This window comes from Salegentibacter salinarum (assembly GCF_900168115.1).
Taxonomy (GTDB): Bacteria; Bacteroidota; Bacteroidia; order Flavobacteriales; family Flavobacteriaceae; genus Salegentibacter; species Salegentibacter salinarum.
Genome location: NZ_FUZC01000023.1, coordinates 26,422 through 43,105, shown reverse-complemented (window position 1 = coordinate 43,105; position 16,684 = coordinate 26,422). Strand labels below are relative to the sequence as shown.

Here is a 16,684-nt window from a genome sequence, read left to right as displayed (position 1 = left end):
ATTATCAAGAGACATTTCTGAAATTCCACAAGCATCAGATGAGCCATTGTCGATCATTGCCGGAGTGATAGTTGCATTTCCTTCGGCATCCAGTTGAACAGTGATGTTTTGTGCTATTGCAGTTGGTGCTATATTGTCAAAAACTGTTACAGTAGCCTCAGCAGTAGATTCATTTTCATTAGTATCAACAACCGTAAGTATTACTGTGTTCTCACCCACATTGGAGCAGTCAAACTGGGTTTTGCTCAAACTCAAGCTTTCAATCTCACAATTATCTGTTGAATTATTGTTGATAGCTTCTGCAGTAGTAGAGGCCTGCCCGTTTTCATCTAGATAGATGGTAACATCCTGTCCTATTGCAGTTGGAGTTATATTGTCAACAACGGTTACTGTAGCCTCGGCAGTAGATTGGTTCCCGTTAACATCAGTAACTGTAAATTTAATTGTGTTCTTTCCTACATTAGAACAATCGAATTCTGTTATATCCAGCGACCGACTCTCAATACCACAAGCATCTAAAGAATTATCATCAATCATTTCAGCATTGATAGTGGCAGTGCCATTTTCGTCCAGTTCTACAGTAATATCATTTGTAACTACCTCTGGGGCGATATTATCCTCCACAGTAATTTCTACACTACCCGTCGTAGTATTTCCCGAATCATCGGTTACACTATAGTTAAGGCTGTTTCCTTTGGCAAATTTATAGGCCCGAGAACTACCTATTGAAGATTTGTTTCCGAAAAGCAGATAACCTCCATCAGGGTTTTCAACTAAGCTGCTATTGTATAATCGACCAATAATAGGATCCTCGAATTCGATTACAGCGGAATTATCTATTAGGTATGCTTTTTCGTTAAATCGATAGTACACCTGACCCGAATTTAAACTTGAAAGGGATAAAGAATTTGATCTACCCGGTTGCTCATTTAATTTTTCGTAGTTAATAAAGTCCGTAGTTCTGTAAAGCGAAGTTTTCCCCGCAGTATTCTCTTCAAATGCCATATATATCACCCCGGTGTTTGAAGTTAATATATCCAGGAAGTAGGATAGGTCCTGAATACCGGCTACCGGGCCGCGGTCTATCCATTGATTATTTACATAGGAAATAAGGAACGGTCCTATTTTATTATTTCTGGCTCCAAATATTACGGTCGCAGTACCATCTAAAGTAAATGTAATCTGACTGTATACGGACCATTCATTAGTAATACCAGTTGCGGGGTACCCAACCAGGCTAATGGCAGTACCATCGTATTTTAAGACGATAGGTTTATACGTACCGGCCGGGCCAGAAGAAGGTAAAAAGGTTAACCAAATTTCGTTATTCACAGGATTGGTCGCAAAATCTGCAGGGTCGTAGGTTGATGACAAATTCCACTGGCTGTTGTTGTTCTCGGTAATTAAACCTGACCATTGAATTGAATTTGCATTATATGCATACAGGAAAAATTTATTATTTGGATCTGTCGCTCCAACTAAGAAATTTCCATTTTGATGCCGTGACAAGCTCAAATAGTTAGGTCTAAAGTTTAATGGAGAAGACGAGATTATCTTCCAATCTGAGTCTTCCCACTTCATTAAATTTACCGTGGCGGTACCACTATGATATCCAACCATATAGATCCCTGAAATATCCGAGAAGAAATCACTTCTGGAATAAGTACTGGTTGCTGTGGCGGTAAGTTCTTCCCAGCCCCCTGTTTTTCCAATATCTTCACAAGTGAAGGTGTTTTCTCCTAAACTTACTATAGGACTCGTAGTACAATTATCAAATATTCCAGGTAGAATATCTTCAGGATTTACTACCCCTATTCCATTTTCATTAAGTTGCAAAGTGAAATTTTGTCCATTTACTACCGGGGCGTGGTTATCCTTTACAGTCACGGTAGCAGTTGCTTCAGCAAAATTTCCATTCACGTCTTCTACGATCAGCTTAACTGTATTTGCACCCAGATCACTACAGGAAAAAGTGAAATCATCAAGTTTAAGGTCTGCAATTCCACAGTCATCATTAGAACCATTATCAATTTGTTCTGGAATGATAGAAGCAGCTCCATTTTCATCCAGGTAAACGGTGATATTCTGAGTGATCACTTCTGCCGGGGTAGTATCCACTACATTTACCGTAGAAGGATTAAATCCGGTGAAATTGTAATTGTCGTCCTGTGCATTTCCCACACTTATCTTCAGGTCATAAGTACCTGTACCATTTCCTACTTCATAAGTTGTAAGAAATTCGAAATCGGTATTGTCAAGGTCTGCAGGCTCATCTTCATAGACCAAGCCTTCAATTTCAAAGCTAAAATTTTCAGCAGGCTCCTTGCACTCCAGAGGTAATTCATTAGCTGAAACTACAACATCCTTTTTTGAAACTGATAGATCCCTGGATATAGGTTCGGCTGGAAGTGTTTCCTCGTCTCCCTCCTGGGCGGCGGTAATTGTAGTATTCCCCGCTTTTAAAATAGTGGCTTTATTGCCGGTTATCTCAATAATTCCTGAGTCTGCAGCTTCATAGGTGATCTTTAAGCCTTTATCGCTAAATTCATCTCCGAGGATAAATTCATCGCCTCCGTAAGTTTTCGCGGAAATTTCAGGGAAGTTGATGTTTTGATCCAGTTTTTTCATGGTGGTAAAGCTCCAGGTATTGAATCCCGGTGTGAAACCTTCAAACTCATTGCCAACCTGGTCTTCTACAAATCCTGCTGAAATCCCCACTGTGATTGCCGTATTTACAGGTAGACTCCTATCCAGGTCAAAAGACAATGTTAAATTATCCCCTGATATCGCTAGTGCATTTCGATCTTCTGGCACCTCAAGGTCATAAGTTCGTAAAATTGTCGTACCGTTATTGATGGTGAGGGTCCCTTGACTTCCCAATACTACTTCCTCATCAAAACTGATGGACAAAGTTGGCTGTATTTCCACGTCGGTAGTATTGTTTGCGGGTATATAGGTATGTACTACAGGAGTAACATTATCCTTCACTTCAATCGAGAATGTTTGCTGGACTGAACCTGCGTCATTGGTGGCTTTCAAAATCACCTCATGAGTACCAACATCAGATTTGGCAGGAATTCCTGCTATACCGGGACTCGTTTTAAACTGATAGACATGATTTGTTTGGAACAAGCTATACGCCAATTCCCCAGTGCTCGTTATAGATAGGCTGATGACATTGTCGGTTTCATTTTGTGACACAATCGAATAATCTGACCAATCAGACTTATACTTTCTTACTCCACCATTCAACATGGAGACATAAAAATTCCCGCTTTCATTTACTACTACTGAGGTTACAGCGTTTGGTAAATTTGTAATAGCTGTAGTTATGTCTGTCCCATCGTACTTTAAAATAGTGTGATTATGTAACGTAGCAATAAATAAGTTCCCCTCAGTATCAACATCTAAACCGAATGGACCTTCTCCAAGTATTCCATCCTCTGTTGTTAAAAACGTTTCAGCCGTTTTATCAGATTTATGAATCCGCTTAATTTCATTTCTATCTAATACCGCAGCATATATCCAGTCCCCATAATCGGTAAGTGATATCGCTCCATTATCAAAAGAAGCGAATACTTCTTCACCAGCACCCGGGTTTTCTAATGGGATTCTCGTGATTGCCTGAGCTGAATTAGCGTATCTAGGGATATAGAGATAGTCACCCGCCACATGTAATGCGTGTACATCTCCATTTATAAGTCCGGTAGCCCAAACAGACGTAGTGCCATCCGGCTCTATTTTGTAAATAGTTGTTCCACTATAAGTGATCGCATAAATATTTCCATTATCATCTAATGCAGTTCCACTTAAAGTAGCGGTACCTGGTATCTCACCAATTTCAGCAGCTTCAGACTGTGTTTCTGCACTTAAGGTTAGCCAATCAGGTATTGTAGTTGCTGATATGGTTGTAGCTAATTCACCTACACTTGTAGCTGTTATGCTGTATGAATAAAGCTCACCATATTCTACTACTGTACTCGGCGCAGAGGTAAAGGTCGGTGGCACTGGAATGGCAGGAGTCGTAAAAATCTCCTCACTCCCATAACTCGTCCCTTCACTGTTGATGGCATAGGCCCGAACATAGTACGTGGTTTCTGCGGTAAGACCTGTAAGGGCTTGTGAAAATGCACCGGTTCCGGTTCCTACCTTTACTTTATTATCTGCAGTGGTTGGGCTTGCACTTGTAGCATACACAAACCCGCGCTCGGTTACTGATTCTCCGCCATCGCTGGTAACTTCACTGCTGAGAGTGGCTCCGGTAGCTGTTATAGTACTAACCAAAGAAGTGGCCACTGATGGGAGAGTATGTGCTGGCATCTCCCAGGGAATACTAAGAGTAGTTGCATAACCCGGATTGGAAATGAATTCTTCGCTGCCAGATCCGTCCAGGTTACCTCTGTATATGCTCCCGTTAGTCTGATCATACCAATAGACTTTCGAACCACTCACATCTACGCTAATACCTATTGGATCCGTTGCACTTATAACATCTTCTCGTCCGGTTCCATCCAGTTTGATCCGTTCAATTTTCGAACTTTCGTTGTTTGGCCAGTACAAATGATTATTTTTTTGATCAATATAGACGGTAGTAGCATAGCCGGGATTGGATATGAATTCTTCACTGCCTGAGCCCTCCAGATTACCTCTGTATATGCTCCCGTTAGTCTGATCATACCAGTAAACTTTCGAACCACTCACATCTACGCTGATACCTATTGGATCCGTTGCACTGATGACATCTTCTCGACCAGTACCGTCAAGCTTGATCCTCTCGATCTTTGAACCCTCATAATTGGGCCAATACAGATATTCATTCACATGATCCACAAAAATAGTGGTAGCATAACCTGGATTTGAAACAAACTCTTCAATACTAGTTCCGTCAAGATTGGATCTGTAAATTTTTGAATCAGTTTGATCAAACCAATAGGCTTTTTCATTAACTTGATCAATGTCTATAGCAATAATTGACCCCGAGCTTGCAATGGTTACAATATCTTGACGGCTTGAGCCGGTCAGAGAAACACCTTCTATTTTGTCGTTACCTTCGTTTGGCCAGTACAGTGATTGAACCGGGTCGAATGCCGGCGCACTCGTCGTAAAACTCTCCTCACTCCCATAACTCGTACCTTCACCGTTGATGGCATAAGCACGTACATAATATGTGGTTTCTGAGGAAAGGCCGGTAATGGCTTCCGAAAATTCACCGGTTCCGATTCCTACCTGTACTTTATTGTCTGCTATAGTGGGATTGGAGCTGGTGCCATAAACAAAACCGCGTTCGGTAACAGAGTCTCCGCCATCGTTTGTTACGTTTCCGCTAACTATTGCAGATTCCGATGTAATATTTTCAAAAGTTGTATTTGTTACAACTTCAGGGCTCTGAAGCCCTGAATACCCCGGAGCCGGATCCTGGGTATTGTTTTGTAAGTACGGATAGGTATTGTTACTACCTTGCGGTTCGCCAATATGCCAAACGGCATCAAAATCCCAGCCGGCATCTGTGAATGTGGAGGCCTCTTTCATTTCTGTAGTAGATTTACCGGTTCCTCCACTTGAGCTGTTTTGACCGGTTGTTTCCGTATCCCAAAAACTGGAAGTAACATTTCCCATACTCATACCTACCAAACCGCCAACATCAGATCCTATACCTGTTACTTCACCGGTTGTATAGCTGTTGGTAATATTGCCCATGTCAAAAAATCCCACAAGTCCACCGACCATTTGTCCCCCATGCACCGAAGCAGAGGCGTAGCTGTTGGTAACGTTACCTCCCATCTGTATAGAGCCCACCAAACCACCAATACTATAATCAGTACCTGTTACTGTACCACTTGCATAGCTGGAGGTAATCTCACTCATATCATTCATAGACCCCACAAGGCCACCGACATCACTGCGCCCATTCACCGTAGCACTCGCATTGCTGTTGGTAATTTCGTTTCCCATCATGGTAAATGCCCCAACCAAGCCACCTATATTCCCGTCAGTTCCTGTTACTGATCCAGTAGCATAGCTGTTGCTGATGGTAGTCTGGCTCCCGTTTCCTACTAATAACCCAACATATGATTTCGCGCTAACCGTAGCGTTTTCTATGGCAATATTTTTAAGGGTGGCACTACTTGTAACTCCAAATAAGCCTTGCTCCATACTTTCCTCTCTGCCTATAGAAAGATTTGAAATCGTGTAGCCGTTTCCATCATAGGTTCCTTTAAAGTTCCCACCACCTGATGCCGTACCTATCGGTACCCACCCTTCTCCATCACTCCAGGGTGAAACCCCCAGATCGATATCGGCCGTCTGAATAAAATGAGCCTCCAGATAATCCCTAACCGCATCGAGTTGTTCAGCGGTTTCTACCTGGTATGGGGCTAATTCGGTTCCATCACCACCGTCAAATGTTGATTGAACAGCATTATCAACAACAAAAGTATCAAAGGAGTGAAACAATCCTTCCGCGTTACTATCTGGGGTCCCAGGGTCACCAAACTCTGGATTATTGTCTTTGTCCATGGTAATGCGAACTTCATCTACACTATCAAATATTGGGTCAGTTAATGTTACCGTTGAGTGATAAGGTTCAACATCTGAAACAATAACTACACTTTCGGATCCTTGTAAAACGCCATCCTTATATCCGGATATTTTCAGATAGTTTCCCCATGAATCAAACTTAGTATCATGCGCTTTAAAACTGCTAAATTTGAATTCTGAACCATCAATGGTTTTAATTACCAAGGCTTCAGGAGCATACCATTCTTGGCTAGACTGATCTTCTGCATATCCAGCAACTATATATCCACCATTTTCAAATTCCGTCGACCAACTAGACCAACAGTTCTCTGGCATTCCTGTTTCATACCACAAACTACCACTAGCTGAAGGAGAACCATCAAAATTGGCCGCGAAAATATTAAAGGTTTTTCCATTCGCAGAGAAGTTGTGATTATCACTGATAACAGAACAACCAGCAAATCCCTGATCATCAAAGCTGATCGTTGCCTGCGCATTCAGGGATGATTGCAATCCCAAAAAGAAAATCAAAAGGAACGAAAATCTAAAAAAGTAATTGTGCTTCATATAAAATTAAATGTGTTAAACACTCCAGTAAAAAAATTGGTAAGTCATTTGATTGTAGAGAGAAAAAACGGTCAAATAAAATGTTATTACAATGCAAAAAAACGTTAAAATAAATAAAAAACGGGATGAAATGCAGCTTCAATGGTGTTAAAATACGATTTGGACACATGCCTAACAGTTTAAATTAGAGTGCTTTGCGAATTTGGCACCTCTTATTTAAATTCAGCAGCATATTCACTTGGGCTAATTTCTACCAGGCTTTTAAAGCTCTTACTAAAGGAAGTTCTATTGGCATATCCGCATTTCTCAGCAAGGGCATCAATGGTATTGTTTTGCAGGTAGCCTTCTTCAATTAATCTCTTCGCATGTTTTGTTCGCAAAGTATTTTTATAGGTGGCAAAACTCAACCCGTAATATTGCTTAAGGAAATAAGAAATATGATGGGAAGGCATTTCCAGTTTTCTGGCACATTCAGTAAGATTGAATTTTTTGTCTAAATGACAGTCATTTTCTTTCAAGCGTTTAAGTTTGGCTAGCACTTCTTCCTTCTCTAAACCAAATTTCAGATCTTCAGGTTGTTCAATTGAGATGAAATTAGAGGATTTTGTTAGCTTCTGTGGATATCCGTATAAAATACTGGGAAAATAAATAGGGATGATGCCAATAAGAAAAAGAGCTATATATAAGAAGAAGGTTATAATTCCTCCATTTTCCCCGATAATAATTAAGGAGTCAAAAATATTTAGGAGCTTCATTTTTTCCAGGGCATAAATAATAGCCAAAACAGCCATAACCATTAGAATACCCCAAAAAATAATCAACCATTTATTAAGGATTTTCTTTAGTTCGTCATCCCCTCCGTTTTTGATAAAAAACTTAATCTCAGGGAGTAGAACTATTAAAACACCAAACTGCCAGAAATGTCGCATTAAGAGGTGCTGATCAAGGCTTAAGAGCCAGTATTGTACATTAAGTCTTTTTTCGGGTGTAGAAATAGCTTCCGATAAAATACTATTATAAAAATGTTCGGGTTGCAGATAAACATAGCCTACATCTATTAAACCTAAAAGGAATGGAATGAGTAAAATCAATTCAGCTTTATCCCATTTGAACTGATCGGTCAGGATAACTTTAAAATAATAATATATTGGTATAAAAATGAGATGATATGGTAGCAATGGCCAAAGAAAAAACCAGGTAAAATGTTCTAAATATCCACCATCTATAATAAAAGCCTGCAATGCATAAACCGATAATATAAAATAAAAACTACCTAAAATACGAGTGGCAAGGGTATTAGTAGATTTTTTAAAAAATAATGTAGTTGATAAGACAAAGCCGAAGATGGCGGCAATAAGTAAAATTATAATCATTATTATTTAAAAAATTACCATTTGTCTGCTGAAGAATAATGTTCAATAAAATAACATTCCATGGATTATGATAAAAGCAACAAAATAGTTTTTAAAATTACTAACCTGTTTTTTATGAAAATATTAACAACAAAGATAGAATTTTTAAAAATAAAGAAACAATAACTGTAATCATATTTAAATAGAAATTTTTAGAGCCAGAATCTATGGGGTTATTATAATTAGTTCCTGTGTTTTTAACATTTAATGGTACAATAATAAAGCGATTGTCAGAACCAGAAAAGGGTGTTTTCCCCCATTGTTTAATTGTTCAAAAGGTTGCGCTACCGTTCATCTTAATATGTGTGAATTCCCGCTAACTTCACTCGCCCTCCTTAAAATTTCACAGGTAGGACTTCTTGAATCTTTGATGATCATTTTTAAGGAGTATTACTCTAATGTATTAGGAGAAAGATTATTATGTGGTAAACTAAAGATCGTTTTTTCTAAAGGTTTAACTGGTCTTTTATTTCATTTTATACCCTTTTGTACCGAAAAACAAGATATATAAATAGCAGGGAATAATAATCCAATAAGCTTGTTGAGGATCAAATTGATCGGCCAGGTAGCCATACACTAACGGTAGAATTGCTCCACCTGCCAGGGCCATAATTAAAAAGGAAGAACCCATTTTCGTAAATCGGCCTAGACCTTTTAAAGCGAGTGGCCATATAGCAGGAAATACTAATGCATTTGCAAGGCCCAGTAAGGAAATACATAAAACTGAAAAATAGCCATCTCCAAATATTGCAGCAAGACCCAGGATAATTCCAAGAATCCCAGAAATTTGAAGCGCCTTTTCCTGGCTTATAAATCGCGGGATAGTCACAGTTCCAATTAAATATCCTATAATCATGGCGACAAGAGTATATGAAGTAAAAAACTTTGCTGTACCGGTTGCGATATCCTGACCATCCCTGGCATAACTTATAACGGTATCTCCTGCGATAACCTCTACACCCACGTATAAAAACATGGCCAGGGTCCCCAATAATAAGTTAGGAAACTGCATAACGCTCGTTTTGTTCTTATTTGCAACAGCCACTTCTTCGTCTTCGCCATCTGTTTCAATTTCGGGAAGCGTAGAATAATATATCAAAACAGCGAGACCACTTAGAATCACTGCCATGATTATATATGGCGTAATAACCCTGGCGGAAAGGGCATCGAGTTCAGCAGCTTTTTCCACAGGATTAAGATTGATCAGCTTTGTCTCAAGCTTATCCATATTCTTTAACAATATAGCTCCGAAGACGATAGGAGCTAAAGCACCAGCAATTTTATTACAAATACCCATAATACTTATTCTTTTTGCTGCACTTTCAATGGGCCCAAGAATGGTAATATATGGGTTGGCCGCAGACTGTAATAGGGCGAGACCAGTACCCTGTACAAACAGGCCGAAAAGGAAGAAAGTATAATTCCTCACCAATGCGGCAGGGACAAAAACCAGAGCTCCAATTGCCATTACCACTAGACCTAATGACATACCCTTTTTAAATCCAATTTTCTTTAAAACCCAGGCGGAAGGTATTGCCATGACTAAATAGGAGATATAGGAAGCAAAAGCTACCAGATAAGACTGGAAATTATTGAGTTCATTGGCTATTTTCAGATAAGGTATAAGGACGGAATTCAACCAGGTAACAAACCCGAAAATAAAGAATAAAACTCCGATTATTATAATTGACTTATTGGTTTCTTTTGTCATTTCTTGAATATTATCTTAATAAAAGAATCTTTTATGGCAGGTATGAAATCACTTTTTCCCATTTCCATTTAATACTGGGATTCATTATAGTTTTCAACCGAAAATATATTCTGAATACGACTGTAAGTTCTCAATAGAAAACCGCCCCCGATTGATCGAAGACGGCCTTCACACTAACTAACACACTTAATGAATAAAAAATCTACTTAACAATATCAATTTCCGCAAAAACCGGGCGATGGTCTGAAGCGTATTCTTCGGGAATAACCTTATGAGATTTTACTTGAAATTTAGTTTGAGGATGTTTGTAATAAATAAAATCAATGGCTCGTTGAGGATTCTTTACCGGAATAGTCGGGGGACAGGTTTTACAGGTCCTTTCCAGTTCAGAGTCCAACAACTGAATGGTTTCTGAGTCCGGATCATCGTTAAAATCACCTCCTAGGATTAAGGCCTCGTTTCGTTCATTTGCACTCTCAATTAACTTCTTCACCTGTAATATTCTGCTCTTTGAATCCTTTTTATAATCTAGGTGGGTACTGCCGAACAGAATATTTTGATCTTCGTTGATCTCAATCAAGCCTAAAGCTACCACTCTATTTTCAGTATTATCCTCCGGGTGGTTAGGTAGGTCTAAAATTTCACCCTCTTTTATAGGGAATTTTGATAAAATTGCGTTCCCATATTCACCATTATCATAATCAATAGCTTTGGCAAAATAATATTCCATATCCAGGGCTTTAGCAATCAATTCTGCCTGATTCCCCTCTCCCGACCTCTCAGTACTAAAATCTACTTCCTGAAGAGCAACTAAATCAGGATCTTCTGCTTTAATTACCTTAACGATAGCGGCGATATCAATCTTATCTTCTTCAGCGGGAGGGTTTGCGTGATGTATATTATAAGACATCACCCTTAGGGTGCGGTCTACTATCATTTCATTTTCCGCTTTATTTTCATCAGCCGTGGTAGTTTTATTACCACTTTCCTCACAAGAGATAAAAGAAGCCGCCATTAAAACGGCTCCTATTATGTATTTAACTCCAATCATTTGAATAAGATTTACCATCCTGGGTTTTGTACTAAATCGGGGTTCCTTTCCAATTGGGGAAGGGGTACTGGCCAGAGATAGTGTCTTTCAGGATCAAAAACCTGGTCAGTTAAGGCTATAATAAATCCATTCTCATCTGTCCTTAAATTATCAGCCATTTCAGGATTTGGCAACCACTCCACATTGGTTCCTTTGACATCCGCAGCTAATAATTCTCCCTGTCTCCAGCGTTTAACATCAAAGTATCTTTGACCTTCCAGGGCTAATTCAACTCTTCTTTCCCTTCTGATTTCCTCTCTTATATCCATTCCATTTGATTCCAAATCAGCCAAAACCATAGGTTGCATTCCCACTCTTTCTCTTAAGAGGTTGATGGATATATCCAGGTCTTCCTGAGATAAAACTCCCTGTTCAAATCTGGCTTCAGCATACGTTAATAAAACCTCCGCATAACGCAGTAAATGAATATCATTAAAATCACGATTATAAGTAGGTACTGCAGTAGGTTCTGCATATTTCGTAAAATAATATCCGGTCAGTGTTACAGCACCTCGCCCATCAGATTGAAATTTTGGAACTTCAAAAATTTCTGGATTTTCATTATTTTCCCGGCCATCATAACGACCACCCCATTCAGAACCTGGTTCTAAAATAGTTTGTGTCATTCTTGGATCTCTATTTTCAAAAACGTCTTCATAAGTTTCAACACTGTATAAAGGCGATTTATCAATTGGTAATCCATCAGCCATTAAATAAGAATCTACCAGGGATTTAGTTGGGTTCCATCGAATAACCTGATCGGGAACGTGTATTTCCCGGCTAAGATTATGCATAGCTTCATCCTCTAAAGATAGCCTGGCAATAATAGTTTCTTTGTTATTACCATTGGCAAGTTTTCCTTCATAAGTAAACAAATCATAGTAATCACTTTCTGGATTTCCGGTAGAATACAATTCATAAACCCCCATATCCATCACTCTTTTAGCAGCATCTTCAGCAACATCGTATCTTTCATTATACAATGCCATCCTGGCTTTTAATGCAAGGGCTGCACCTTTATTCATTCTACCCAGATTTTCTCCTGAAGGTATCTCTTCAGGTAGGTACTGAGCAGCATCTTCTAAATCATTGAGTACAAAATCCACTACTTCCTCTTTAGGATCTCGAGGTATCATAAGCTCATCAATATTGAGTGGCTCTGTTACTAAAGGCATATCGCCCCAGAATTCTGTTATATAAAGGTACATTAATGCTCTTATCACTCGTACTTCGGCAGCATATCTCTCAGCAACCAAAGGATCATCAACTTCTGCTTTTTGATAGTTAGCCAAAAATGAATTAGCCTGGCGAATCCCGCGATATTGTGTGGTCCATTCTGTATTCAGGGTATTTAAATCTGAATTGTAATTTCCACTTCCTATACGTTGATACTGGGTTGTGGAAGGCCACAAGGTATTGTCCCCCATATTTTCCTGATCAACAGTATTCTTAGCTTTCACATTGGCATATAATGCATTCGCAGCCAACCTAAGGTGTTCTTCGTTCTCCCAAAAGGTTTCATCAGTTAGTTCATCATTTGGTGCTCGATCCAGAAAATCTTTTTCACACCCTACTAAGCAAAACATGCTCAGTATCACACTAAATACAACTATTTTCTTCATCTTTTTTTACTTTAAGTTAATGTTTAGACCGACAGTAAATGTCCTTATCTGTGGATAAAAACTTCCACTACTTACGGGAGATTCAGGATCGTATCCATCAAAATAATCAGTAAACGTCAGTAAATTTTCGCCCGACACATACGCTCTTAAACGATCTACTCTAAATCTGCTTGTAAAATTCTCCGGTAGTGTATATCCAACCTGAACATTTTTCAATCTTATATAAGATGCATCTTCTAACCAATAAGTAGATAATCTTTGATTATAAGATTGTTGATAGGTCAATCGGGGATAGGAGGCATTTGTGTTTTCAGGAGTCCATCGATCCAAATGAACAGCTTGTGGAATAGCACTTTCAGAAATTAATGCATGACGCGCCGTTCCTGTCAGAAGCCCGTTCACTTTTCCTACACCTTGAATAAAAACACTTAAATCAAAATTTTTGTAGTCAAAATCTCCACGGAAACCGTAGGTATATCGTGGAATATGACTTCCAATAACTTTCCTATCGTTAACCAGGTCTACTTCCCCATCTCCATTTAAATCTTTGTAAATTAAATCTCCTGGTTGTACCGGGTCCCCCTGAATATAAGGGAAGTTTGGAGTATAAGTATCCGAACCGGCATCATAAGTGAAATCAGATTCCTGTGCGATCCTATCAGCTACTAAACCGTAAAATGCATCTAGGGGATCCCCTACCCTTCGAATTCGGTCGTCAATAGTAGGTTCAGTCCCACCAAGGTCAGTAACCTCGTTACGAACATCGGAGATGTTGAAATTCAAATCATAATTAAATTCTTTTATTTGATCTCTCCATCCCAGCTCCAGTTCCCAACCTGTATTTTCTACAGAACCGGCATTTTGATATGGGTAAGCAGGGCCTCCAAAAACATCTGGAATAGGTAATCTCAATAATATATTGTTGGTATTATTCTCAAAATAATCTGCTGTAATATTCAATCGATTATCTAAAAAGCTAAGATCCAAACCAACATTTAATTTTTCAGCGGATTCCCAGGTTAAGAGTTCATTCCCAACAGCCGTTTGTCTATAACCAATGGTTACAGCATTGCCTATTGGCATTGTATTTACCGGCCCGAGCACATCCATAAATGCCCAGTCGGCAATCCTATCATTTCCCTGAGTACCGTACGAAGCACGAATTTTTCCAAAATCCAAAATATCATTTTCTATAAATTCTTCTTCGGTAAAAACCCACCCAAGTGAAGCGGAAGAAAACAAATTCCAACGTACATCTTTAGCAAAACGAGAAGATCCATCATATCTAAAATTTGCTTCGGCTAAATACTTGTCTTTGAATGCATAATTTAATCTTCCAAATACAGATTGTAAGGCATTTTGTGCATTACTCCCACTATTTCTTTGATTATCAGTCCCAAGGTTAATATGGCCCACAGAAGTAGACGCTACATCAGTTCTTGAAGCCGATAAATCATCGTTTATGGTTTCCTCCTGGGAAACCCCTAATAAGGCCTGAACACTATGATCTTCAGCAAAGGTTCTATCGAATTCAGCCGTACCGACAAAGGTCTGGTAGGTACCTTTATAGCTACTGGTTGTGATCTGACTCGGATTATTAATCTGCCAAACAAGATTACCAGTATCTGCATCATAATAATTAACCGTTCTATCAAATACATTTCTTCTTGAGTTGTATTTCACCAATCCATAACGTCCGCGAATTTTAAAACCTTCGAAAATTCTAATTGCTGCATCAACATTAGCAGTAAATTCCTCAGAAGTAAAATCATTAGTTCCCGCTTCGTAGGCTGTAGCTACAGGATTACTTGAACCTCCTATATATCCCCAACCTCCATTTGTATTCCTAACCGGGACCAATGGCCTGACAGTAAGGGCCTGGTAAAGTGGAGCGAATCCCTGAGAAGACCCGGTATAATTTCTGTCAATATAACCGAGGTTGGTATTTAATTCAATCCTATCTAATAAAGTAGTACTTACCTTAGCTCTCATATTATGTCGTTTGGCTTCAAACTTATCACCTACTACCAAACCACCTTCTTTAAGTAAACCATAAGATAGATAGTAATTGAGATTCTCTTCACCTCCATTCACACTCAGGTTATGACTTTCCTGAGGAGCGTAGTCTTTATACACTTCATTTACCCAATTTGTATTCGCGTAATAATTGGGATCTGAACCATCTCGCGCAATTTGGATCTCTTCTTCAGAGTAAGTCGGGTTTCTACCCACATTGATTTGTGACTCATTTAACAACTCCATATATTCCGGGGAACCAAGTTTCTCAGGAATAGCTGTGGGACGTTGCATACCATAATAGGTATTGTAAGAAAGGGTAGGTTCTCCCCCTTTTCCAGATTTTGTAGTCACCACAATAACTCCGTTCGCTCCTCTAACACCATAAATAGAGGAAGAAGCGGCATCTTTTAATACAGATATACTTTCTATATCACTTGGGTTCAATATATCTAAATTTCCACCCGGTACACCGTCTATAACTATTAAAGGAGAAGCATTCCCCCATGTGCCAATTCCACGAATCCTGATGTCGCCGGAATTATTACCAGGAGCTCCGGAAGCTCCTGTAACAGTAACCCCTGCCATTGAACCCTGTAGACCGGAACTTACATTAGTAATAGGACGATCTTCCAGAGTTTCGGAATCAACCTGACTTACCGCTCCGGTTAAATTAGCCTTCTTTTGAGTACCGTATCCTACCACTACTACTTCGTTAAGACCTTCAGAACTTTCTTCTAAAACTATTTCAAATTCAGTTTGGCCATTTAGTATAATCTCCTGAGTTTGAAAACCCAAAAAAGAGAAAATCAAAGTAGTATTTTCATCATCTGTCACACTAAATTCAAACTCACCTTCCATGTCGGTTACTGTACCATTAGAAGTACCATCTTCTGAGACTGTAACTCCTGGGATAGGTAAAGCATCTTCATCTAATACCCTTCCGGATACTTCTCTCTCCTGAGCAAAGCCCACCCAGCTAAAAAGGGTACAAAGTACTATAAGTACCTTCTTAATGTTTTTTGTCATAATTTAATTTTTAGTTTTTGGTTATTCATATTGGTTAATTTTTAGAAGGCTTCAAATCTCGGTTTAATTGAATCTCATCCTTAAAAGTTGATTTTAAATAATTATGAAAAAATCATTTCAAATCAGTTAACTAAAGGTGTCTTAGGTTAATATTTCGCCACAGAACCTTTATACCGCCTCCATCGTGGATTTGTAAGGCAATTTTTCCGTTAGCCTGTTCTATTTTTTCATCTAAAAAATTGATCATTTTCCGGCCATTTAACCAGGTGGTAACCTCTCCGTCTTTCACCCTAATTTTTAACTGGTTCCATTTCCCAAACTTGAGGATTTTTTCCTTCCGTGGTTTAGGTTTTACGAGCCAGCCTCTACCGTAAGATTCATAAACCCCACCGGTATGTAAATCCGGGGGAGCAACTTCAACCTGCCAACCGGAAATTTTTGTACCTTCCAGGGAAGACCTAAAAAAAACCCCACTATTGCCATTGGCCTCTTGCAAGAACTCCAGTTCTAATTCGAAGTTTTTATAATTTTTCTTTGTTGCCAGGTAGCCATAAGCTTCGTCCGGACCACTTTCTGCTACTAATACAGCGTTATCTACATACCACTTTTCAGTTCCATAAATTTCCCATCCGGTAAGATCGTGGCCATTAAATAAACTTTCCTGGGCATTGACCATTGAAACAAAAAGGAAGAATACGACGGCTAGAGAACTCCTATACAT

General features: G+C 39.1%; 7 protein-coding genes. All 7 read right to left on the bottom strand.

All coding sequences use genetic code 11. The features are described from left to right. Positions 1–7,083, bottom strand: a 7,083-nt coding sequence (locus tag B5X53_RS17865) for a GLUG motif-containing protein (protein ID WP_200811844.1), incomplete at its 3' end; no start/stop codon positions are given. Positions 7,084–7,295: 212 nt separating this feature from the next. Beyond that, positions 7,296–8,456: a helix-turn-helix transcriptional regulator gene (locus B5X53_RS17860; RefSeq protein ID WP_079714580.1), complete on the bottom strand. Its 1,161-nt coding sequence runs from the start codon at positions 8,454–8,456 to the stop codon at positions 7,296–7,298. Positions 8,457–8,961: 505 nt separating this feature from the next. Continuing rightward, positions 8,962–10,206: a sugar MFS transporter gene (locus tag B5X53_RS17855; protein WP_079714579.1), complete on the bottom strand. Its 1,245-nt coding sequence runs from the start codon at positions 10,204–10,206 to the stop codon at positions 8,962–8,964. Positions 10,207–10,408: 202 nt separating this feature from the next. Beyond that, positions 10,409–11,257, bottom strand: coding sequence for an endonuclease/exonuclease/phosphatase family protein (locus tag B5X53_RS17850; RefSeq protein WP_157822105.1), 849 nt, complete (start codon positions 11,255–11,257; stop codon positions 10,409–10,411). Positions 11,258–11,268: 11 nt separating this feature from the next. Beyond that, positions 11,269–12,918, bottom strand: a complete 1,650-nt coding sequence (locus B5X53_RS17845; protein ID WP_079714577.1) for a RagB/SusD family nutrient uptake outer membrane protein — start codon at positions 12,916–12,918, stop codon at positions 11,269–11,271. A 6-nt stretch (positions 12,919–12,924) separates the two neighbouring features. Then, positions 12,925–15,963, bottom strand: coding sequence for a SusC/RagA family TonB-linked outer membrane protein (locus tag B5X53_RS17840; protein ID WP_079714576.1), 3,039 nt, complete (start codon positions 15,961–15,963; stop codon positions 12,925–12,927). 130 nt (positions 15,964–16,093) lie between these two features. Next, positions 16,094–16,684: a 3-keto-disaccharide hydrolase gene (locus B5X53_RS17835; protein ID WP_079714575.1), complete on the bottom strand. Its 591-nt coding sequence runs from the start codon at positions 16,682–16,684 to the stop codon at positions 16,094–16,096.

Coding starts and splice junctions, on each gene's coding strand:
- B5X53_RS17860 (WP_079714580.1), bottom strand. CDS start 8,456: ATGATTATAATTTTACTTATTGCCGCCATCTTCGGCTTTGTCTTATCA.
- B5X53_RS17855 (WP_079714579.1), bottom strand. CDS start 10,206: ATGACAAAAGAAACCAATAAGTCAATTATAATAATCGGAGTTTTATTC.
- B5X53_RS17850 (WP_157822105.1), bottom strand. CDS start 11,257: ATGATTGGAGTTAAATACATAATAGGAGCCGTTTTAATGGCGGCTTCT.
- B5X53_RS17845 (WP_079714577.1), bottom strand. CDS start 12,918: ATGAAGAAAATAGTTGTATTTAGTGTGATACTGAGCATGTTTTGCTTA.
- B5X53_RS17840 (WP_079714576.1), bottom strand. CDS start 15,963: ATGACAAAAAACATTAAGAAGGTACTTATAGTACTTTGTACCCTTTTT.
- B5X53_RS17835 (WP_079714575.1), bottom strand. CDS start 16,684: ATGTATAGGAGTTCTCTAGCCGTCGTATTCTTCCTTTTTGTTTCAATG.